Annotated in this window: 17 protein-coding genes; 7 read left to right on the forward strand and 10 right to left on the reverse strand. The window is 42.3% G+C overall.

Annotated features, from left to right (window positions below; all coding sequences use genetic code 11):
* Positions 1-12 precede the first annotated feature (12 nt).
* A complete protein-coding gene (locus ABID99_RS12370) occupies positions 13-1,407 on the forward strand; it encodes an arginine decarboxylase (RefSeq protein WP_090525492.1) in 1,395 nt (464 codons plus the stop codon).
* A gap of 57 nt (positions 1,408-1,464) precedes the next feature.
* Here ABID99_RS12370 and ABID99_RS12375 read toward each other — a convergent pair whose 3' ends face one another.
* The 7 genes from ABID99_RS12375 to ABID99_RS12405 all read right to left on the reverse strand — a co-directional run bounded on the left by ABID99_RS12375 (position 1,465) and on the right by ABID99_RS12405 (position 12,006).
* The gene (locus tag ABID99_RS12375) at positions 1,465-1,698 is read right to left on the reverse strand and encodes a hypothetical protein (RefSeq protein ID WP_090525490.1); all 234 of its coding nucleotides are present in this window, start codon (positions 1,696-1,698) and stop codon (positions 1,465-1,467) included.
* A gap of 18 nt (positions 1,699-1,716) precedes the next feature.
* Positions 1,717-2,118, reverse strand: a complete 402-nt coding sequence (locus ABID99_RS12380; protein WP_090525488.1) for a hypothetical protein — start codon at positions 2,116-2,118, stop codon at positions 1,717-1,719.
* A 261-nt stretch (positions 2,119-2,379) separates the two neighbouring features.
* Positions 2,380-3,396: a type IX secretion system membrane protein PorP/SprF gene (locus tag ABID99_RS12385; protein WP_373613877.1), complete on the reverse strand. Its 1,017-nt coding sequence runs from the start codon at positions 3,394-3,396 to the stop codon at positions 2,380-2,382.
* A gap of 2 nt (positions 3,397-3,398) precedes the next feature.
* The gene (locus tag ABID99_RS12390; protein ID WP_373613878.1) at positions 3,399-6,932 is read right to left on the reverse strand and encodes a PKD domain-containing protein; all 3,534 of its coding nucleotides are present in this window, start codon (positions 6,930-6,932) and stop codon (positions 3,399-3,401) included.
* A 645-nt stretch (positions 6,933-7,577) separates the two neighbouring features.
* The gene (locus ABID99_RS12395; RefSeq protein WP_090525482.1) at positions 7,578-8,282 is read right to left on the reverse strand and encodes an NUDIX domain-containing protein; all 705 of its coding nucleotides are present in this window, start codon (positions 8,280-8,282) and stop codon (positions 7,578-7,580) included.
* Positions 8,283-8,456: 174 nt separating this feature from the next.
* Entirely contained in the window at positions 8,457-10,217 is a 1,761-nt protein-coding gene (locus tag ABID99_RS12400; RefSeq protein WP_373613879.1) for an ABC transporter ATP-binding protein, read from the reverse strand.
* 34 nt (positions 10,218-10,251) lie between these two features.
* On the reverse strand, positions 10,252-12,006 hold the full coding sequence (locus tag ABID99_RS12405) for an ABC transporter ATP-binding protein (protein ID WP_090525478.1): 1,755 nt from the start codon (positions 12,004-12,006) through the stop codon (positions 10,252-10,254).
* Between the two features lie 247 nt (positions 12,007-12,253).
* Here ABID99_RS12405 and ABID99_RS12410 point away from each other — a divergent pair, with 247 nt between their 5' ends.
* The 5 genes from ABID99_RS12410 (at position 12,254) to ABID99_RS12430 (ending at position 17,578) form a co-directional block, all read left to right on the forward strand.
* The gene (locus ABID99_RS12410) at positions 12,254-12,886 is read left to right on the forward strand and encodes a MarR family winged helix-turn-helix transcriptional regulator (protein WP_090525477.1); all 633 of its coding nucleotides are present in this window, start codon (positions 12,254-12,256) and stop codon (positions 12,884-12,886) included.
* Between the two features lie 27 nt (positions 12,887-12,913).
* A complete protein-coding gene (locus ABID99_RS12415; protein ID WP_373613880.1) occupies positions 12,914-13,513 on the forward strand; it encodes a GNAT family N-acetyltransferase in 600 nt (199 codons plus the stop codon).
* A gap of 105 nt (positions 13,514-13,618) precedes the next feature.
* Positions 13,619-14,308, forward strand: a complete 690-nt coding sequence (locus tag ABID99_RS12420; protein ID WP_373613881.1) for an ABC transporter ATP-binding protein — start codon at positions 13,619-13,621, stop codon at positions 14,306-14,308.
* Between the two features lie 4 nt (positions 14,309-14,312).
* Entirely contained in the window at positions 14,313-16,871 is a 2,559-nt protein-coding gene (locus tag ABID99_RS12425; RefSeq protein WP_373613882.1) for an ABC transporter permease, read from the forward strand.
* Positions 16,872-16,891: 20 nt separating this feature from the next.
* The gene (locus tag ABID99_RS12430; RefSeq protein ID WP_373613883.1) at positions 16,892-17,578 is read left to right on the forward strand and encodes an arylesterase; all 687 of its coding nucleotides are present in this window, start codon (positions 16,892-16,894) and stop codon (positions 17,576-17,578) included.
* A gap of 57 nt (positions 17,579-17,635) precedes the next feature.
* On the opposite strand, the gene ABID99_RS12435 is transcribed toward ABID99_RS12430, so the two are convergent.
* The gene (locus ABID99_RS12435; RefSeq protein ID WP_373613884.1) at positions 17,636-18,649 is read right to left on the reverse strand and encodes a LacI family DNA-binding transcriptional regulator; all 1,014 of its coding nucleotides are present in this window, start codon (positions 18,647-18,649) and stop codon (positions 17,636-17,638) included.
* A 191-nt stretch (positions 18,650-18,840) separates the two neighbouring features.
* Entirely contained in the window at positions 18,841-19,644 is an 804-nt protein-coding gene (locus ABID99_RS12440) for a hypothetical protein (RefSeq protein WP_373613885.1), read from the reverse strand.
* Positions 19,645-19,920: 276 nt separating this feature from the next.
* Between ABID99_RS12440 and ABID99_RS12445 the strand changes: the two genes are divergently transcribed.
* The gene (locus ABID99_RS12445; RefSeq protein WP_229701496.1) at positions 19,921-21,228 is read left to right on the forward strand and encodes a sorbosone dehydrogenase family protein; all 1,308 of its coding nucleotides are present in this window, start codon (positions 19,921-19,923) and stop codon (positions 21,226-21,228) included.
* Between the two features lie 253 nt (positions 21,229-21,481).
* Here ABID99_RS12445 and ABID99_RS12450 read toward each other — a convergent pair whose 3' ends face one another.
* Complete coding sequence (locus ABID99_RS12450) at positions 21,482-21,952, reverse strand: RidA family protein (RefSeq protein WP_090526214.1); 471 nt, start codon at positions 21,950-21,952, stop codon at positions 21,482-21,484.
* Between the last annotated feature and the right edge of the window lie 31 nt (positions 21,953-21,983).

A 21,983-nucleotide genomic window follows, 5' to 3' on the forward strand; every position in this document is an offset into this window, starting at 1 on the left:
AAATTTTTAAGGATGCAGAGTTATCAGGAATTTCTTGACTTAAGTGTAGGCTTTCCACAGGATGGTTTTGAGATCATCGACGATGAACTATACTTTCAGGACCTAAATTTGATGGAGATGATTGAAACGTACGGTACTCCCTTACGCTTTACTTATCTGCCTATGATATCCAAAAAGATCCAGCAAGCTAAACTGCTGTTTCAACAGGCCATCATCAAAAACAACTATCGCGGCAGTTATAAATACTGCTATTGTACCAAGAGCTCGCATTTCAAGCACATTGTTGAAGAAGCCCTGAAAAACGAGATCCACCTGGAAACATCATCGGCCTTTGATATGCCGATGATTGATGCGTTGGAGAAAAAAGGTACTGTAACAAAGGATATAACCGTAATATGCAACGGCTTTAAAACCTTCCAGTACAAAACATATATTATTGATATGCTGCATGATGGCTTTAAAAACATCATTCCGGTATTGGATAATAAAGAAGAATTTAACCTTTACGACGACGAAATTGAGATGGACACCCCTTGCAATCTGGGCATCCGGATCGCAGCTGAAGAACAGCCTGATTCTCAGTTTTATACTTCACGTTTGGGTGTGCGTATGGAAGATGTTATTGATTTTTATCATAACAAAATTGAGGATAACCCTAACTTCCAGGTTAAGCTGTTACATTTCTTCATCAACTCCGGTATATCCGATACACCATACTACTGGAACGAGCTTGAAAAATATGTAACTCTTTACTGCAAATTCAAAAAAGTAAACCCGCATCTGGATACGCTTGATATTGGCGGTGGTATGCCATTTAAAGATTCACTGGTTTTCGATTTTGATTATGAATACATGATCAACGAAATAGTAAGCCGGATCAAAGAGATATGTGCTGAGCATGATACCATGGAACCGGATATCATTACCGAATTCGGTAAGTATACTGTAGCCGAAGCTTCTGGTATCCTATACAAGGTATTAGGCCGTAAACAACAAAACGACCGCGAACGCTGGCTGATGCTTGATGGCTCGTTTATTACCAATCTGCCTGACGTTTGGGCGTTGAACCAAAAATATATCCTGTTGCCGGTTAACAACTGGGATTCGGAATACGAACGTGTAAACCTTGGGGGTATCACCTGCGACGGGCAGGATTATTACAACCAGGAAGCGCATATGAACAGCGTATTTATGCCTAAAACCCGTAAGGTGCAATATTTAGGCTTCTTTAATACCGGCGCCTACCAGGAAGTATTAAGTGGCTACGGCGGTATCCACCACTGCCTACTGCCATCACCCAAGCATGTGATCATTCGCCGTAACAGGGACGAAACGTTTAACTTTGAGGTGTTTGGAGAAGAGCAAAACAGCAAGCAAGTATTGAAAATTCTGGGTTATACCACGTAATTGTAAATCTAATCATAACAGCATAAAAAAGGTGGCCATTTCGGTCACCTTTTTTGCTTAACGGCCTATTGTGCCATCTCCGACACCTGCTCCTTCAACATTTGGATCCGGAAGATCAGCCAGGCTCCCATCCTCATGTAAAACTTTAAAGTGTTTTCTTTGAGGACCTTTTGTTTCAAGACAGGGGTTGTTTCGGGCAGCATAGTTATAGCTGTCTTTAATGTTACTTTCCCTGGTCTCCTTAATATTACCCTGCCGGGAAGCAGGATAGTCATTTTTATAATCATTCATGATTATACCCTCCTTTTACTAAATTCCTTCAGTTCCTGGTTCATGACCAACCATCCTGCCGGTGGTGCGTCCTTGCGGGCGGCTCTCAAAATCAGTTTTAGCGGGGCCTACCGATGGAAATTCCTTTTTATTCGGCGGTGTTACATCTGTTTGCTCGCTAAATGAGGTGTCGGCGCTTCTGTTGGGCTGGTCAATCTCCGATTGACTATGGGTACCCACCTGTTCGTCTTCGGGTTTTTCTACTTCAGGCTGTTCATCATAGTCTACTATATCGTCTACCTCATCCAGATCATCATCATCGTTTTCAAGATCACGGTTTGGATAGGCTTCATCACCATTCACAGAAAATGAGTTGGTGTTGTTTTCAAAATCATTACGATCATTATCCTGGTTTCCCCAGTTTTCATTATTGGTATTCATAGGTTTTAATTTTAGTTGTTATTTAATAAACCTATGAAACAATTGTATTGTTTTATTTTTTATCCTTTTAAGAAATTAAATATCGTAAATTAAAACTATTATAGTTGTAATTATTAGGAAGCTTCAAAATAGTTTATAAATGTTATGCAGCATGGCATAATTGCGCCTTCGCGAGCCGAACCGGATTACAGAGCATAATTCGGACTAATCTCGAACGATACAGCAGTTTATCCGCCAGTATATTAAAAACGCTTTTTAAAATTAAAAAGTATGCTGAGGGCAAGTTACTTTATATCGATTATTAAGCAGGATGCCTAACACAATTTCATGCGAACCATGACTCACCGTATTTAGGGCAGATGTTGTAAAATCGTATGAGTAGCCAACATTAATAAGCGAACTCAGGTTAAATCCAACCAATGCGGCATATGAATCATTGCGGCGGTATGAACCTCCAATCCAGAACCTGTCTTTGAATGACATTTTCATGTTCACATCAAAAGTTACCGGAACCGGTGCTATAAATTTCAACAAGGCTGAAGGCATAAGCGTAATATCATCAGATACAAAAAGCTTAACACCGCCGGTCACAAAATAATGCGGTACCGTTTTGTTTTGTACAGCAGTTGTCGAAGTAGTTACATATAAATTTTGCGGAAGGATTTGCTGTACCGACGCACCAAAAAAATAATTAGATGAATAAGCCCATACGCCTACTCCCAAATCAGGTTTCCACTGCGCGCCCGCGATGCTATTAATAGTTGGATCATTTTGGTCAACATAAGTGAGTTTACTTTTGTCAATAATATTATGACTTACCCCGGCAGACACCCCTACCGCTAAATTCAATGTTTCGGTAAGGCCGAGGTGATAAGCGTAAGTAGCGTCAATATTGGTTTGTGTTATCGGGCCTGTTTTATCAGACACCACCATTAAGCCCACGCCATGATGCGGCTCCGCAGCCATGTAATTTTGTGTATATGACCTGCTTGATGGGTTTAAACCTCCACCCGCAGGAAATGCAGTAGCATCGCCCTGTAAAAACCGGTTACCTATAGGCGCGTTTACTGAAAAATAGGATGTTACCGGCGCGCCTTCAAGCCCTGTCCATTGGCTGCGATAACCCAGTTTCACATCGGTATAGTTTTCAATACCGCTTAACGCAGGATTTAAAAGATAATTATTGAATACGTATTGAGTGTACTGCGGTCGTTGCTGTGCTTTTGTTAATTGAATTGTTGCAGCAATAATAAGTAGAGTATATAAAATTCGCTTCATTTTTATCTGATAATGGTCACATTACCTGCAATAACCTCCCGGCCATTTTTGGGGTCAATAATATAATAATAAGTCCCGGGCGGCAAATACGAACCTTTATATTTCCCATCCCAAGGTACACTATAACCAATTGACGAATATACCCTTTCTCCGAATCGGTTGTATACGTCAACCTTATTATTTGGATAACTTTCTAAATATTTAACATTCCAAATGTCATTTATCCCATCTCCATTAGGCGTAAACACATTGGGAACGACTAAAAACTTTAAAACCTTTACCGATACGCTGGCCATAGCCTGGCATCCATGTGCCGATGTAACCACTACCTGATAGGTAATATCCTGCGACGGGCTTGCAACAGGATTAGCTACATCATCATGATCAAGGCCCGTTGAGGGGATCCATTTATAACTTAAGTTATTATCGTTTACTATGGGTTTTAAAACGTGCTTTGTACCTTCAAGCATAGTAAAATCCGGCCCCAACGTTACAACAGGCGATGCATCTACCTTCACCTGCTGCATAACTGTATCAGCGCACGCGTCCCGGGTGGTATAAATGTACATGATATCAAATTCGCCGACACCCGAAACAGCAGGGTTAAACACACCATCTGTACTAATCCCTGTTCCTGAAAACACACCGGAGCCAACAGGGCCCTGAGGTTTTGGCAACAATTTTTGGGGCTCCGATTCGATACAAAGAACAGGCGCCTGATCAAAGGTGACGACAGGCGATGCTTTTAAATTAACCGGGATTTCTGCGACATCAGAGCATGATGTACCCGAATATGCAATTACTCGCAAGGTAACCTGCCGCGATCCTGATGTAAATAAAGGGTATTTATGCCTGAGTTGCATTCCATATACCGGATGGTCATAAACTACCGTAGTTGATGGGTCGTTGATGTCATAAGTAACCTCCAGCCGGGTAATCTCGCCGAAATTAACCGAGGATTGGTTTTCAAAAAATACTTCCTGAGCGCTGCACAAACCAGCCGGATCCTTAATAATTACTTTAGCTTTTGGTTTGCTACCGTTAATTGTTAATGACTTTGAAGCCGATGTAAAAGAGCATCCATTTTTTGAAGTAACCTTAAGTGTAACCTGATAGTTGCCGGCTAAAAACTTGTGCTTCGGGTTTTTCCCGTGGGAAATATTCGGGTTAGCTGGTGTTGCATTAGGGTCACCAAAATTCCAATCGTAGGTAAAGTCAGCTTCTGTGGCATCAGCAATTGTGCTTCGATCAGTAAACTGAACAAAGTCATCTTCACAGGCATCGGGCAATAAAAAATCCACTACCGGCACAGGATAAACTTTAACAGGCAGCGGGGCTATATTACTTGTACAACCATTATCATTTGTGACGGTTAGCTTAACTAAATAATCTCCCGGTTCACTAAATGTATGGTTAAATGGGTTCTTGCTTTTAAGAATTTCAACCGGTGTGCCATCACCAAAGTCCCATTGCCAGCTAATGATACTTCCTTCGGCAGATGTGGACTTATCCGTAAATGTAACATCCTGACCTGTACAGCTTGGCGACGAATAGCTAAAAGATGCAAGAGGTGGTTTTGATATATGGATCTTTATTGGATCAGATGCAGCGCCGCATCCATTTTCATTGGTAACAAAAAGTTTAACCAGGTAATAACCGGGTTGGGCATATTTGTGTACAGGGTTTTGCACAACATCAGTTAACCCATCGCCAAAGTCCCATCGCCATGTTTTAATTTGCCGTGTACCTGAGGTTGACTGGTCGGTGAATTGAACATCGCTGCCAAAACAGGTATTTGCAAAATTGAACTTTACAACCGGTGGCAATGATATATTAAAATCAAACTCTATATCTTCGTTCGATCCGCATTCATCCGCAATAGGGTTAAATACAGTCGCTACTACACTATAATCACCGTCAATATAGGTTTTATCTCCCGGACATTCATAAGTATAAAGCACCTTCGAATCCTTTATGATAGAACCGGTTGGTATTGGGTTGTCTACAACAACAGCAGCACTACCATCCTTAAAATCCCAGCTTATTTTATTGGTTTGAAATGGCAGCGTAAGCTGCAGTTTATAATGAGTATCGACGCAGCCATTGGCCTGTACCGACTTATCCGAAAGATTTAATAAGGCAATGAACTCATTCAGGTTTTTAAGGTTGGTGCCTGCAGCATAACCGTATGATTCCGTTTTGCCAAACCCATAGGCAATTGCGTTGAACCCGTCTGAAGCTTTGATATTGTGCACGCCTGCGTTTACACTGATTTGTGCATAGGAGTAAATACTGTTCGGCACAGGAGAAAACTGGGTATAAGGTTCTCCATCGAGTGAAAACGTTGGCACTGCAGTTGTTTTAATAATAACATTAATAAAATTATCCAGGATCCGATAGTTTCCGGTTGAGTTTAGCGTAACGTGATCGAGTGTTTGTTCAATCGGGGTCAGATAGATCATTTCAGGATCTCCTGTATCACCTTGAATAAACTGGCAATTTAAACCTTCGCCCTGGGTTACCGCATATTGCGCTACCTGGATTGGTTTATCGGCAGTGATAACATTAGTCGTAGTTGATGTAAACTCGTAATACAAACCATTGTTTAGCCCTCCCGTTGGCGCGGCACCGTTTACTGTAACTTTTGTATCGGGCGAACTAAGCACTATTCTTAAGATATCATAATAGCGCCCTTTTAAAGGTGCGGTCACATAGTTCTTACCCCAAACTGCTAAAGGATAGACCTGCTGAAAGAGGTTATCTGATGATCCCTTATCGCCCTGGCACCCTATGCTTATTTTTGAGCTACCTGAGAAAACAGCGATTTTTTTACAGGCCCCGGCAGCGCTCACAATTGAGTGGATGCGGGTACCGGTAAGGTCAGTAGCTGATAATCCCTGGTATACTTCGCCTTTTTTTAAATTTACGGTAAATGGTTGGTTTGCAGGGATCCCGTTTAGCAGTGGTTGCGAGGGTGTTATTTCAACCGTGGTATTATCTTCTGTAGCTATTACCGCAAAGGTTGAATATGAGGGTACGCCTTCAGTATTTTTCGTACCGTTGTTTGAGTTTGATATTTGTTTATAGTTAATGGAGAGGTAATCTTTACCGAGCGTATTGACGGGCAGCAGAAGCGTTGCGCCCGATACATTCTCTGCAAAAATATGCGCGTAAACTGCAATAGGTTTTAACGACTTAATATGAATCCCCTTTAAAAACTGCCCCTGATTTCCTACAAAGGCTTCGGGGGGAATAGCTACCGTTAATATATCCTTCGCCTTAACCTGGTAGGTACTTGAAAAGCTACCATCTGCAACTTCAACTGTTACAGTGGTATTTACGTCGGCAGTTATGTAAAGGTCCATCTGACTACCCCTGCCCAACGCGGTAGGACTGCCTGCTGCACCATCAACGTGATCAATATATGCAGTATAAAACTCCGTACCCTGGTTTGAACCTTGCGCGTTAGTGCAAATAGCAATGCATATGAAAATAAAAGAGAGGCTTAACGACCGCAAAAAAATTATCTTGCTCAAAAGTGTTTAGTTGAATTGGTTTGATAGTATTAAACTAACCCTTTAAAAATACAAAAACCTTTAATTGATACGGTATATGATTATATAAAATAACCATGCCGTTATTTGCCCGGTCAATTTTATAATTAGCTGCGTTTAATTTATAACTAAGCTCAAGTTGCTTTTCCGCGGATCATAAACTTCAAGAGCATTTTGGATGGTGTATTTCTGATCGTCGTGTTGCCATCGTTTGGCAATGGTTTTGGGAACTATCTCCGTGTTAACAGTGTCAGCAACATGGCTATCTATAAAACCCCACCAGCAGGTCCGGATGATAATAAAAAACACATGTTAAAACCGGACACACGCAACTAACAGGGGTTAACACGACTTAACACATTTTAAATACCAAGCATTCAAATACCTAATAATCAATTATTTATATTTTACAGGGTTAACACTAAACAGATTTTCTGAGTAGTCCCATACATTCGAATGTTGCCTGCCATTGGTAAAAGCATGCTGATAAGACCCCGACGAATTTAACCCGCATCAGGTCATAAAACAAGGGTCATTTGATGCTAATAGCTAACCGACATCATCTCGTCAGCTATATAAACAACAAGGCGTTGTCACTAAAATATTAAAACGCATTTGTCCTGCATGTTAAAAAAACTTATCAGGGTTGGGCACCAGGTTCAGGAACTTTTCAAAATTTTCCTCGTAATGTGACTGATCAAGTTTGTAGTAAAATGCACCTTTTTTTGATGAAAGCTTATCCTTTTCAGGGAGCTTTACAAGCAAACCTGTTGAAAGCAGCTTACGGCTAAAGTTCCTGTCATCAAACTTGGTTTGATAAACTCCTTCATAAAGGGCCTGTAATTGCGGAATGGTGAACTTTTCCGGAAGCAATTGAAATAAAATCGGGTGAAGCGCGGCTTTATAGCGCAGTTGTCTTTTAGCGAGGCGCACCATTTCATTATGGTCAAAGATCAAATCGGGCATCTCATCCAGTAAAAACCATTCGGGGTGATATTCTTCACTTAGTTGGGCCTCATATTTATGGATGTCGATAAGCGCGAAATAAGCAACGGAAAGGGTCCTTTCTACCGGGTCACGTTCCGGTTTACCGAATACCTGGAACTGCTCCATATACACATTCTTAAGCCCGGTGCGCAGTTCAAGCACACGGTTTGCAGCATCTTCGGGTGATTCGGTTGGCTTTATAAAACCACCTATCAGGCTCCACTTGTGTTTTTCGGGCTCAAGGCCACGCTGAACAAGCAATAACTTAATATTTGCCCCGTCGAATCCAAATATGATACAATCTGTTGCAACTAAAATGCGCGTTTCGCCGCTGTACTTATGCATAACTTAGGTTAAGTTTATATGCAATTGTAAAAATAATTTAGCAATTATTTAGTGTTGATCGGACAACTATTTTATATACCGGCAATTTATCTCCAAAAATTTAAAACGATTTATCAAGTCCGGATAAAAAACAAGGCAAAACCGTGATACTGCATATCCATATCCCAAGAAAGATCAGCTTACCCTCTTTCCTTGCAACAATAAATCCATAGCGTCATCAAATGATCCAGCCCTGATCACCTCACCCGAGTTTACAAAAAAGATCTCATCAGCATTTTCAATCGTATTTAAACGATGTGCTATGATTACCCTTGTAGTAGTTTTTGGCAGGTTATCCAAAATGTCGCTCAGCAATTTTTCGGTAATGGTATCAATGTTGGCTGTTGCCTCATCCAATATCAAAATTTCCGGGTTGCGTAAAACAGCCCGCATAAAGGCAATAAGCTGCTTCTGGCCCAAGCTAATGCTGTCGCCGCCTGATAGAACTTTGGTGTCCAACCCTTCTTCAAAAATTGCCAGCAGGCTGCCCAGGTTGGCATCCCTGATCACCTGTTCCATTTCTTCGTTGGTATGATCTTGAAAAAGCTCGTTGCCATAAAGGATATTATCTCTTACCGTGCCTGTAAACAGGAACGGCTCCTGTAAAATAAAGCCTATTTTTCGGCTGCGTTCCTCGGCCGTAAAACTCCTGATATCTTTCCCGCCAAGTAACACCAACCCTTTAGTAGGGTCATACAAACGTGCTATTAATGAAGCCGTTGTTGTTTTGCCGCCACCTGTGGGGCCAACCAAGGCATAGGTTTTGCCACACTCTAATTTAAAGCAGATATTATGGAGGATCTCCCGGCTTTCATCATAACTAAAGTGCACATGTCTGAACTCTAATAAAGCAGCATCTGGTTCGTTAATGCCTGCCTGCAGCACGGGTAAATCGGTTTCAAGGGATAAGATCTGCGAGATCCTGTCCCAGCCCGCCATCGCCAGCTGAAAGTTTGTCCATAAGGCAGCTAATTGCCTTAACGGGTTATAAAAATTGGTAGCATATGATAAGTAGCTCACCAGCAATCCTATAGAGAACATACCTTTACTGATCAGGTAGATACCAAAGCATAGTACGGTAAGCTGGGCCATACTGGCAAGTAAACCATATACCGGCACAAAGACGTTGTTAGCCAAGCCCGATCCAATGGCTGTTTTATAGTTTTGATTGTTAGCTATGTCAAAACGCTTCCTGAAATAATCGCGCCGGTTAAAAGCGATGATCACTTTAAAATTATTAATGCTCTCCTGGATCTCGCCGCTCAATGCACCGGTACTTTTCAAATTTGCTGCATTTTTCCTTTTTATCCATGGTGATAATACCAGCGTTAAAAACAGAATGACCAAGGCCGGAGATAAAGCAGCTGCTCCCAGCTCAATATTGATAGCCAGCAAAAAAATACCGGCACCAATCATAATAGAGATATTGCCGATAAACTGCATCAATGACTGGGAGAAGAATTGATTAAGCTTATCGGTATCGTTGTTAACCCTCGATATCAGGTCGCCGGCCTTGTTCTGATTAAAAAAGGCTACCGGCAACTGCTGTAACTTATTAAAGATAGAATTGCGTAGTGTAAATAACATCCTTTGCCCTACCCCTCCCATCAGCGTGGTTTGCTTATAGCTGGTAAATAAAGCTACCAGGTACATACAAAATAAAATAGCCGCATTATGTAAAACTCCGCTAAAATCCTTGTGCTGCACATATTTGTCAATAGTATGACCAATAATGAGCGGCCCGAGCAGGTTAAGTGTAGAGTTAACAAGGATGGCAAAAAAAGCAATGATGAGTGTACGCTTTTCATGGGCTATCAGCTGCAGCAGCTTTTTTAACCCGGCCAGCGTAGAAGTTTTTGGCTGATTTTTACCTAATTGGTTAAGATCGTAGTTCATTATAATCAATATTTTTCAGGCGCTAACTTTATGTTTAATGGCTAACACCCTGTTCGTAATTGCTGGTGCTTTGCTGTGAATTAAAGATCTGTACATAATCCGGACTGGTTTTCATCAGCTCATCATGCACGCCGCTGGCTACTATTTCGCCTTGCATCAGCAAAATGATCTGGTCGTAATGTTCAACAGAGGCAATCTTTTGGGTTACCGATATCAGTGTTAAACCCGGATAGTTCTTTTGAATATTTGCCAGGATCTTCCTTTCGGTATTGTTATCAACCCTGGCAGTAAAATCATCAAGCAGCAAAACCTTTGGATTAACTGCAAGTGCCCGGGCAAGCATAATGCGTTGCTTTTGTCCGCCCGAAAGGCTTGAGCCCCGTTCAGAAACAATAGTGCTCAATTTGTCGGGCAGGTTATCGATAAACGTACTTAACTCGGCCGTTTCAATAGCTTTTTGAAGCGATTCATCAGTTACCGTATCGCTGAAAGCTATATTTTCACGGATGCTCATGTTAAAGATGATACTGTCCTGAAAAACAAAGCCAACCTGCCGGTGAAAGGTTTCACTGTCATATTCGGCAAGGGCTTTGCCGTCAAACAACACTTCGCCTTCGGTAGCATTGATCAAGCCGGTGAGCAGGTACAATAATTGCGTTTTACCGGCAGATGTAGGCCCGATGATGGCGATCTTTGAACCTGCCTTAACTTTAAATGAGATGTTTTTCAGCGCCGATTTTTGGCCGTAGCTTATTGTAACGTTCCTCAGTTCCACATCGCCGCGCAAAGTATCCTTCAACGGGCCACCGTCGGTAACATCCGGCGCATTCAAAACCATGCTGATCCTCGTAAATGAAGCCGTAGCCTGGGCTATCAGGTTGCTCATGAAACCTAAAATGAATATCGGGAATATCAATAACGACAGGTAGCTGTTGAAAGCCGCGAAACTACCCAGGGTCATGCTGCCGCTGATTACGAAATGCCCGCCCATTACCAAAATAGTAAATGCTGCCATGTTAGCGGTAAACGTTACAATGGGAATGAGCCCGGCAAAAAAACCAAGGATCTTTAAACCGTAATCCTTTGCTTCGGTATTGGCGGCGAGGAATTTATTGTATTCCAACTGCTGCGAGTTGATCACCCTGATGAGTGCTGCGCCGAGTATGCTCTCGTTAATTACCTTATTAAGCTGGTCGATAACGCCGCGGCTTTTCATAAACAACGCGCGCACGTTTTTCAAAACGTAAAAAAAAGTACCGCCAATGATGGGAATAATAGTGATCACAACCAGCGCAAGTTTCCAGTTAATGGTGAGCAGCATAACACTGCAGCCAATAATGATAAATAGCGACGATACAATAGAAACCAAAGCCTGCGATACGAATAGTTTGATCGAATCGATATCCGAAGTAAGGTTGGTTAACAGTTTTGAAGGGTTTGCCTGCTCGATAAAAGCATGGGTTTGGCGGGATATTTTATCAGCCAGTTGCTGCCTGAGATCACGCGCTACTTTTTCAGATGCATATATTTGCACAATTGCCTGTAAGCCTGCAAACAAAAATACCACAATTGTCGCCGTCAGAAATTTGGCCATAACCTCGTTTATCACAAAATGATGATTGGAGTAGGCATCAATACCGTTAGCTATAATTTTAGGCAGCCAAAGGTTCATGGCGTTGCCCAGTAAAGCAAATAACAGTAACAGCGCCACAAGCCCTTTATATGGTTTCAGCAAACTAAATACGCCGGGAGGTTTATTGTTTGTTTTTTTTGTAGGATCAGGTTGCATAGTGATCTTGATTTATAATTCTCTTTTGCGGGTATCAAATCGCGCTTTTATTATAGTTGACGTCTGAACCTGCAAAACATTTTTATTTCAATCTAAAATTATCGAAATAAATCAGAACGGAACGGTAAGCCATTCTCATTTTCCATATATTTCTATTTCGATATAGTTTGACAAATATATTTCTATTTGGGAATAATTAAAACATTTTGGAAATAAATTTATAATTTTACACCTAAACCGGAATAAAATGAAACCAATAGTGCAATTAGTTGAGGAATGGACTGCTTTTGAAGAAGTAAGCGAACAACCTACTGTAGAAGCATTTTGCAGATACTACCTGCAAAAGCAACGCCCAAAGCCTAAACAAGCCGGCAAAAAAGGTGAGCGCATCATGAACGGCGCATACTTGCTTAAAACCCTCGGCCGCATCCTGAGCGCTTATTCACTTTATTTCCGGTCGGCAGTTAACCACATCGGCATCCCTCCTGCCGAAAGTTTCTATTACCTAAATGGTTTACTTCACCTTGGGGAGGTAAGAAAAAGCGACCTGATCAACTATATGTTTGCCGAAACAACAACCGGCATGGAAGTCATTAACCGGCTCATCCGGGAAAACAAGATAGATGAACGAACCTCCCCCGATGACAAACGGGCTAAGCTGATCAAAATAACCGAGAAGGGTATTGCGGCTCTTGACGAATATTATAAGATCTCTGGAAAAGTGGTGGAAATGACTTTTAAAGGTATCGATGATGATATTTTAACCGATTGCTATGAAATGCTAAAATATTGTGAGCAGCGGAACTCGGCTGTTGCCATCGAACTAAAAAATAAACCTTTTGACCAGATGTATGAGCTTGCAATGGCAGATAAAGCTTAACTTCAGTACCAGTAACAACAATTGACGATGAGCACTGCATTCCACCCCGAAGCAACCTATGTTTTAGAAGACGACAGGGTACTATTACGCCCCTTACAGGAAACTGACCTTGACCACCTGCTCCCTTTTGCCATCAATGAACCCGACACCTGGAATTACTCACTCACAAGTGCTGCCGGCGAGGATGGCATGCGAGCTTATATTAAAGCAGCTGCTAATGGCCGCACTACAGGTAGGGAATATCCTTTTATAATTTTTGATAAAGCAAGCGGCGAGTATGCAGGCAGTACCCGTTTCTATGATATTCAGCCTGCCTATCAAACCTTACAGTTAGGCTATACCTGGTATGGCGAAAAGTTCAGGGGTACGGGACTTAATAAACATTGTAAATTTTTGCTGCTTCAATTGGCTTTTGACCAACTGGGAATAGAGCGTGTGGAATTCAGGGCCGATGCTCGAAACGAGCGAAGCATAGCTGCCATGAAAAGCATTGGTTGTACAGTTGAAGGCGTTTTGCGAAATCATACGCCTCTTGCCAATGGCAGCCGCCGTGACTCGATTGTGCTGAGTATTTTAAAAGACGAATGGGAAAATAAACTAAGAGACAGCTTGAAAAGCCGCCTTTAAACTCAATGTCAGCTAAAAGTAAAGATGGCATAATACTTGGACATTCAATGGCCGGGCGTGGTAACAACCCCGGCTTTTTTGTATCTATACCATAAAAAAACATCTGTGGACAATATCCTCAATATCTCTGATTTAAGTAAAACATACCAAAGTGCCGGTCGTACGCTCACCGTGCTCGATCAAATAAATTTTTCGGTGGCGGCAGGTTCAACCAATGCTATAGTTGGGCCATCAGGCAGCGGAAAAACCACCCTGCTTGGCCTTTGTGCCGGGCTCGACCGCTCAACTTCAGGCACTGTTGAGCTTAATGGTATTAACCTTAATAAGCTTACTGAAGATCAGCGTGCACAAGTGCGGAATCAGCATGTAGGTTTCATATTCCAGAATTTCCAGTTGCTACCTACACTTACTGCGCTCGAAAACGTCATGGTGCCACTTGAGCTTAGAGGCGAAAAAAACATCAAAGCAAGGGCTTTGGATCTTTTAGATAAAGTGGGCTTATCAGAGCGCGGACATCATTACCCGCTCCAGCTTTCGGGTGGTGAACAGCAACGTGTATCATTGGCTCGTGCTTTTTCAAATGCCCCCCGGATCCTCTTTGCCGACGAGCCTACGGGAAACCTCGATGCAGAAACCAGTGACAAGGTGATCAAACTCATTTTCGACCTGAATAAGGAAGCGGGTACTACACTTGTAGTGGTGACCCATGATCTTGAGTTGGCAGCCAAAACCCAGCGCATCATCAGGATCAAAGGCGGCAAACTGATTGCCGACGAAAAAACCATTAACGGATAAGCTAATGGATAATACTGCTATTGATTTCAAAAGAAAAATAAATATCCCCTGGCTGTTTCGGATGGCCTGGCGCGATAGCCGGCGCAACCGGTCAAGGCTGTTCCTTTTTATATCGGCCATCGTATTTGGGATTGCTGCGCTGGTGGCTATTTATTCGTTCAAATACAATGTACAGAATGATGTGAACGATCAGGCCGCTACGCTGATTGGTGCCGACTTATCTATTTCCGGCAACAAACCGGTCGACGATAAATTAAAGCATATGCTCGATTCATTAGGCGACGAGCGCTCACAGGAACGAAGCTTTGCGTCCATGGCTTATTTTCCGCGCACCAATGGTACCCGGTTGGTGCAGATCAGGGCTTTACAGGGAGATTTCCCCTACTACGGCACTTTAGAAACCACACCCGAGGTAGCCGGACTTACCTTCAAGAAAGGCAGAATGGCGTTGGTTGATAAAACCCTGATGCTACAGTTTAATGCTAAAGTGGGTGATTCTGTGAAAGTAGGTAACCTCAACTTCCAGATTGCCGGTATCCTGAATAAAGCACCAGGCCAAAGCGGTGTAATGGCGGGTATAGCCCCCGTAGTTTATATCCCCATGCAATACCTGGAGCAAACCGGGCTTGTAAAAATTGGCAGCCGGGTTAATTATAGTTTTTATTATAAGTTTAATTCGTCGGTTAATGTAGATAAGATCGGGAAAAAGATCGATCCTATGCTTGACAAGGCAGGGATGCGCTTTGAAACCATCGAAACAAAAAAAGACAATACGGGGCGAGCCTTCGGTGACTTAAGCCGCTTTTTATCCTTAGTTGGTTTTGTAGCCTTATTACTGGGCTGTGTTGGGGTAGCCAGTGCTATTCATATTTATGTAAAAGAGAAAATCGCGTCAATAGCTATTATGCGTTGTCTTGGTGTTAAATCATCCGAAGCATTTTTGATTTACCTGATACAAATTATAGGCATCGGGATTATCGGTTCTGTTACTGGCGCTATATTGGGTACCGCTGTTCAACATTTACTCCCCCTTGTATTCAAAGACTTTTTACCGTTTACCATTTCCGTACAAATTTCGTGGATGGCTATTGGCCAGGGTATTTTACTCGGGGTGATTATCTCCATACTATTTGCCCTGTTACCTTTAATCTCCGTTCGAAATATTTCGCCGCTTAATACGCTTCGTATCTCGTTTGATGAAAGTGGCAACAGGCGTGATCCTTTGCGTTGGCTCGTGTATTTGCTGATACTGGTATTTGTGATAGCATTTACATATTTACAATTAGACAGCATCATTGGCAGTATCCTGTTTACGTTAGGAATCCTGATTGCCTTTATGATCCTTACGGCAACAGCCTGGCTATTAATGCGCATCACAAAAGCAATAGTAAAAGGCTCATGGAGCTACTTATGGAGACAGGGATTTGCCAACTTATACCGGCCCAATAATCAAACCATTATTCTTATCGTATCCATTGGTTTAAGTACCATGTTTATTTGTACACTTTATTTTGTGCAGACATTATTGGTACAGCAAGTCAATCTTTCTACAAGCGGCAATCAATCAAACATGATATTGTTTGATATTCAGAGCAGCCAGGAAAAAGGGGTTGTTCAATTAACAAAGCAACAGGGACTTCCTGTGCTGCAACAAGTGCCTATTGTTACGATGCGTATTGAACAAATCAACGGTAAAACGGCCGCCGATCTTACAAAAGACACTACTATTAAAATACAGCATGGTGTGTTTGCTTGGGAGTACCGTGTAACGTTCAGAGATTCGTTAACATCATCAGAGAAATTGCTGGATGGCAAATGGATTGGCAAAGCCGATCCTTCAAAAGAAATCCCGGTATCTGTTGAAGAAAACCTCTCTAAACGGGGAAACCTTAAAATAGGTGATAAAATAGTATTTAATGTGCAGGGCGTACAAATGCCGGCATATGTTGCCAGTATCCGCAAGGTTAACTGGGGTAAGGTACAAACCAATTTTCAGGTGGTTTTTCCGAAGGGAATACTTGAGGGTGCACCGCAATTTCATGTGTTGATGACACACGTGCCATCAAACAAGGTATCAGCAGCTTTTCAGCAGGTTGTAGTAAGGGCTTATCCTAACGTTTCGATAATTGATCTGGGGCTAATTTTAAGTGTTGTTGATGAGCTGTTAAGTAAAATCAGCTACGTTATACGTTTCATGAGCGCGTTCAGTATTATAACAGGTATTGTGGTACTGATAGCATCTGTGCGGATCAGCAAATATCAGCGCATCCAGGAAAGTGTTTTATTGCGTACGCTTGGTGCAAGTCGTAAACAAATATTCACTATAACAGCGTTGGAGTATTGGTTTTTGGGCAGCCTGTCGGCCTTAACCGGAATCCTGATAGCTTTTGCGGGTACTTATTTCCTGGCAAAATATAGTTTTGAAATACCGTACAGTGTGAACATGTTACCGGCACTTGTACTATTTTTAATAGTAAGTTTGTTGACTGTTGTTATTGGCTTACTGAACAGCCGCGGAGTGTTAAACAAGCCGCCGCTTGAGATTTTGAGAACAAACGCCTGAACGCATTGTATTTATTTTATATGAACAAAGTTACATTAAGCGGTATCTTGCTTGCAGCCCTCACAATGGCAGGTTGCGGCGACCGTGCTAAATCATCAAACAATGATCAGACGCAAGCTGCCACTGAAAATGCCAAAACCGATTCGGCATCAAAGAAAATTGTTTTGTTTTTTGGCGATAGCCTCACTGCCGGGTACGGCCTCGATGATCCTGCAGATGCATTTCCCGGCGTTATCAGTCGCCGGGTTGATTCATTAAAATTACCGTATAAAGTAATAAATGCCGGACTAAGCGGCGAAACTACCGCAGGCGGCAATGGCCGCATAGACTGGCTGTTAAAGCAAAAAGTAGACGTTTTTGTATTAGAGCTTGGCGCCAACGATGGCCTTCGTGGCATCCCGGTAAGCGAAACCGCCAAAAATCTTCAGTCCATAGTAGATAAGGTAAAAGCCAAATATCCTGATGCTAAACTTGTTTTGCTGGGCATGCAGGTACCGCCGAACATGGGCGCCGATTATACCGCTAAGTTTAAAAACGTTTTTCCCCATCTGGCTAAAAAAAACAATATGGCCCTTGTCCCCTTTTTATTGCAAGGCGTTGGAGGCGTACCCTCACTTAACCAGGGCGATGGCATCCACCCTACCGCTCAGGGTGCAAAGATTGTAGCCAATAATGTTTGGGCTATATTGAAAGATGAATTGAAATAATCAATCGTTCAGGACGTGGTGCATCATCACCCTGAATTTATCCTGCAAAACAGTCTATTAGTTTGATGAATCCCTGATAATTAGTTCGGTTGCTAATGTTATGTGTTGATTTTTTTCTTCGGGGACAGCTGCGTTAAGTCTTTCCATCAGCAGCTTGATCACGTTGTCGGCTATTTCGTCAATTGGCTGAGCTATAGCGGTAACAGCTGGGGTATACAATTCAAAAAGTTCGTAATCGTCAAACGCGATCAAAGCAATATCAGCCGGTATATTTTTACCTGCCTTACGGATGGCCTTCAAGCCGCATTTGCCCAAATGATTATTGGCGAACAGAATGGCATCGACATCTTTATTTTTTTCCAGGAAGTTTGTCATTAACTTAAGCAGTTCCTGAACAGTAGTGTGAAAATCGACCTCGGTTATATTGGGTTTTAATTTGCTTTGGTGCATGGCTTTTACATAACCGTCAAGCCTTTCTATCATTTGAGTTTGGATAGAGCTGTAAGTTATAAAAGCTATATTTTTATGTCCTTTATCAATAAGGTACTGTGTGGCGTTAAAGGTGCTGAACAGGTTATCAACCACTACATAGTCGGTAGCTACTTTAGGCAGGTAGCGGTCAAAAAGTACCACAGGGAAACCATCTTTGATCAAATCGCTGATATCCTCTTCAATATTATCGGGCGGGGTAATAATGTACCCATCAACATGCCTGTCGCGAAACATAGCTATCAGTTCGCGCGTTTTTTGCGTATCGTTATCTGTACTGCTGTAAATGATCTTATAACCGTTTTGGTAAGCAAGGTCCTCTATGCGGCGGGCTATTGTGGCAAAAAAATGATTGGAAATATCCTGCACCAGCAAGCCGATGATATTTGATTTGCCAGTGCGTAAACTTTTGGCTAACGAATTGGGTTTATAACCAACCTCTTTCACATATTGAAGTACGCGCTTCACCAACTCATCGCTGATGCGTTTTTCCTGCGCGCGACCATTAAGGATAAAAGATACCGTAGTTTTAGATATATTAAGGCTATTGGCAATGTCAACTATAGATAATTTCTTCTTCAAGGATTTAATATTTTAAAACCAAATATATAATATAAATAGTAATGCTAAACAGGTTTAGTAGATAATAAATGGTTTATATTACTTATTAATTAATGCATGTAGGATAACTCAAAAATGCACAACAATATATAACACAAAAAAGATCGCCCATAACAGGCGACCTTTCAGTTAATATATAGGGAGTTAGAATATTAAAACCTGCGCATGCCCCGGCCGTAATTTCCATTTTGAGAAAAACGCTCACCACCATTGCCCCTGTCATAACCGCCGCCGTTTGATGGTCGGCCACCCCAGTTGCCGCGATTGTCATGACCGCCATGGTTATCATTGTTGCCATTGTTAGGCTGTCCGTTACCCCATCCGCCATGGTTACCATGGTTGTCATTGTCAGATTGGTTTCCATTACCCCAGTTACCACGGTCATGATTACCGTTGCCCCAGTTATGATTATCTCTGCCACTTCCCCAGTTACCACGGTTATCATATGGGTTAGGTCTTCTGCCCCAGTTTCCACGGTCACCACCCCAGCCCGGGCGATAAGCATAGCCGCCTGCCGGCCTTCTGTCAAAACGGTGCCCCCAGTTACCACGGTCGCCCATGTAACCGCCCCACCTTTGCCTGTAAAAATCGTGACGCAAGTATGGTCGTGGCGCTCTTACCTCGTATCGTACAGCAGTACGCCAGTTATAGTCACGGTAAGCGCCTGGCAGATAAGCACAGCTTACCCAGCGGCTGCCGTCATTGTAGTAGTAGCATCCTGCACCTACATTATAGTAAGCTTCTACTTCCGGTAAATAGTAATAATCATCGTCGTCACTAACATTTACGTTATCATCATAAACAGGCTCTTCTTCTACTACGGGCGGAGGAGGGGCAGGTACGTAAACGCGATGAGCGGGGATATTGATACCAAATTGTATAGATACCTGTGCGTTGGCTTTACTGATAAATAAGCTTCCGGCTGCTATTGCTGATAATATGGCTAACTTCTTCATAATTGTAAATTTTATACAGTTAGGACAATATCTATCAGCAATGGTTTAATCAAACACAGCATTATATGTCACAACATTAGTTGATTGATACTATGTTTTACCCGCAAACCATTTAACCAAATTTTATTTTAAACAATTAAGGCCGCAATCTATTGTTGCCAAATTTTATTAATTGATATGCTTAGATAAAAAAACAACAATGTCACTCGATTACTACAAAACAGATTTTAGGATTATCGGTATATTTACTTAATTTGATAACCATTAATCTTTGCCATGAAAAACCGCAAATTATTACGTTCCATACTGCCTGTAGTTGCTATGGCAGGTATTATGTTTATTACAGCCTGCAAAAGTAATAGCGACTCAAAGAAAACTGCTGATAGCACTTCTACCCCTGCTCCATCAACAGAAAACGCGGGTATTAAAACTCCAGAAGGCTTTAGCGCCAGTATTATTGCTGAAAAACTTGGTGGTACCCGCCATATTGCCATTACACCGCAAGGCGACATCTATGTAAAGCTTACCAATGTTAAAAACAACAAGGGGATATTAATGCTTCACGAAGATGGCGGCAAGGCTACCGTAAAGAACAGCTTTGGCGCTTATAGCGGCACAGGTATGTCGATTAAAAACGGATACCTGTATGCATCGTCGGATGAAGAGGTTTTTCGTTATAAACTGAACGATAAGGGCGAGGTGATCAATCCTGATCAGCCCGAAAAAATAGTGACCGGCCTTATTAGCCGCCACGAGCACGAAGCTAAGGCCATAACGCTTGATAACGATGGCAACATTTACGTAAACATTGGCGCTTACTCAAATGCCTGCCAGGTTGAAGACCGAAAAAAGGGTTCCCCGGGCCAAAAAGGCTGCCCTATTTTAGATTCGGCCGGCGGCATCTGGCAGTTTAAAGCAGATAAATTGAACCAGCATTATGGCGATGGTGTACGTTATGCTACCGGTCTGCGTAATGTTGTAGGTATCACCTGGAATCAGCAAAACAACCAGCTTTTTGTAATGCAGCACGGCCGCGATCAGCTTTTTGAATTCTATCCACAATATTTCACTGCTAAACAATCGGCCATATTACCTGCCGAGTGTATGTATGCGCTTAAAAAAGGAGATAATGCAGGCTGGCCTTATATGTATTACGACCAGGAACAACATAAAAAAATGCTGATGCCTGAATATGGCGGCGACGGCAAGATTGAAGGCGGAAAAGATGCTATCGACCCCGCAGCTGCTTATCCGGGCCACCTTGCCCCTAACGGCCTGTTATTTTATACCGGCGATCAGTTCCCCGCGAAATATAAAAATGGTGCATTCATCGCTTTTCATGGTTCATGGAACCGCGCACCTGAACCGCAGGCTGGTTACTTCGTGGTATTTCAACCATTTAAAGATGGCAAGCCTGATGGTCAGTGGGAAGTTTTTGCCAACGGCTTTTCTGGCTCTGCTGCTAATACAGCTTCAGGTGCTGCGGCCCACCGTCCATGCGGCTTGGCGCAAGGCCCGGATGGCTCACTTTACGTTACCGATGATGTAGCTGGAAATATTTATAAAATCACCTATAAAAAATAATAACGGACTAAAAAAGCTCTCATTTTATTATTCATAATCTCACTTACAAGTATTGCCTCACAGGCATAAACAAGGCATAAAAACCGGCGACAAGGAAACCTGTCGTCGGTTTTTTTTAAATTAATGGCCTTTGGCAATAAGGCAAATACGGCAACTACTGCACAGGTAAAGGCAGCAAGGGTTGTCAATAAAAAATGGTAACACGTAAATCAGCCTGCGAAGTTTTTAAAACTTCGTAGGCTTAATATTAACCTCACTTCTTTTTGATAACAGCCGTCGCTTTTATCTCAATTAAAATATCATCCCTGAAAAGCTTGCTTACCTGCACCAGTGTACTTGCCGGTGGTTGCTTTGTATTCACATATCTATCCCTGATATTACGAACTACCTGCACCTGCGATGCGTCTATGATATAGTAGTTCAACTCAACCAGATCATTCATGGTCCCGCCTGCAGCCTCAACAATGTTTTTGATATTGGCAAAAACCTGCTCAGTTTGGCTCGCGAGATCACCTTTGCCGGCAAGCTTGCCGGCCTGATCCAAACCAACCTGACCCGACATGATCACCATTTTATTTTTACCCAGATCAACAATTACAGCGTGAGAATAGCCAAATGGCTTACCAACTGTAGATGGGTTTAAGAAAGTTACGTCTTTATTCGAATCCTGGGCAAAACAAGCTGACGATGCGCAGAACAAAATGAGATAAAGGAGTTTTTTCATCAGGTGATTATTGATTTGCACAAATTTGGAC

This window comes from Mucilaginibacter sp. OAE612, assembly GCF_041806395.1.
In the GTDB taxonomy this organism is placed as follows: Bacteria; Bacteroidota; Bacteroidia; order Sphingobacteriales; family Sphingobacteriaceae; genus Mucilaginibacter; species Mucilaginibacter rubeus.

Excerpts from the sequence above, each read along its gene's own strand:
- ABID99_RS12410 (WP_090525477.1), top strand. The coding sequence starts at position 12,254 with ATGAAACCAATAGTGCAATTAGTTGAGGAATGGACTGCTTTTGAAGAA.
- ABID99_RS12450 (WP_090526214.1), bottom strand. The coding sequence starts at position 21,952 with ATGAAAAAACTCCTTTATCTCATTTTGTTCTGCGCATCGTCAGCTTGT.
- ABID99_RS12425 (WP_373613882.1), top strand. The coding sequence starts at position 14,313 with ATGGATAATACTGCTATTGATTTCAAAAGAAAAATAAATATCCCCTGG.
- ABID99_RS12395 (WP_090525482.1), bottom strand. The coding sequence starts at position 8,282 with ATGCATAAGTACAGCGGCGAAACGCGCATTTTAGTTGCAACAGATTGT.
- ABID99_RS12385 (WP_373613877.1), bottom strand. The coding sequence starts at position 3,396 with ATGAAGCGAATTTTATATACTCTACTTATTATTGCTGCAACAATTCAA.
- ABID99_RS12370 (WP_090525492.1), top strand. The coding sequence starts at position 13 with ATGCAGAGTTATCAGGAATTTCTTGACTTAAGTGTAGGCTTTCCACAG.
- ABID99_RS12440 (WP_373613885.1), bottom strand. The coding sequence starts at position 19,644 with ATGAAGAAGTTAGCCATATTATCAGCAATAGCAGCCGGAAGCTTATTT.
- ABID99_RS12400 (WP_373613879.1), bottom strand. The coding sequence starts at position 10,217 with ATGAACTACGATCTTAACCAATTAGGTAAAAATCAGCCAAAAACTTCT.
- ABID99_RS12430 (WP_373613883.1), top strand. The coding sequence starts at position 16,892 with ATGAACAAAGTTACATTAAGCGGTATCTTGCTTGCAGCCCTCACAATG.
- ABID99_RS12415 (WP_373613880.1), top strand. The coding sequence starts at position 12,914 with ATGAGCACTGCATTCCACCCCGAAGCAACCTATGTTTTAGAAGACGAC.
- ABID99_RS12375 (WP_090525490.1), bottom strand. The coding sequence starts at position 1,698 with ATGAATGATTATAAAAATGACTATCCTGCTTCCCGGCAGGGTAATATT.
- ABID99_RS12445 (WP_229701496.1), top strand. The coding sequence starts at position 19,921 with ATGAAAAACCGCAAATTATTACGTTCCATACTGCCTGTAGTTGCTATG.
- ABID99_RS12405 (WP_090525478.1), bottom strand. The coding sequence starts at position 12,006 with ATGCAACCTGATCCTACAAAAAAAACAAACAATAAACCTCCCGGCGTA.
- ABID99_RS12380 (WP_090525488.1), bottom strand. The coding sequence starts at position 2,118 with ATGAATACCAATAATGAAAACTGGGGAAACCAGGATAATGATCGTAAT.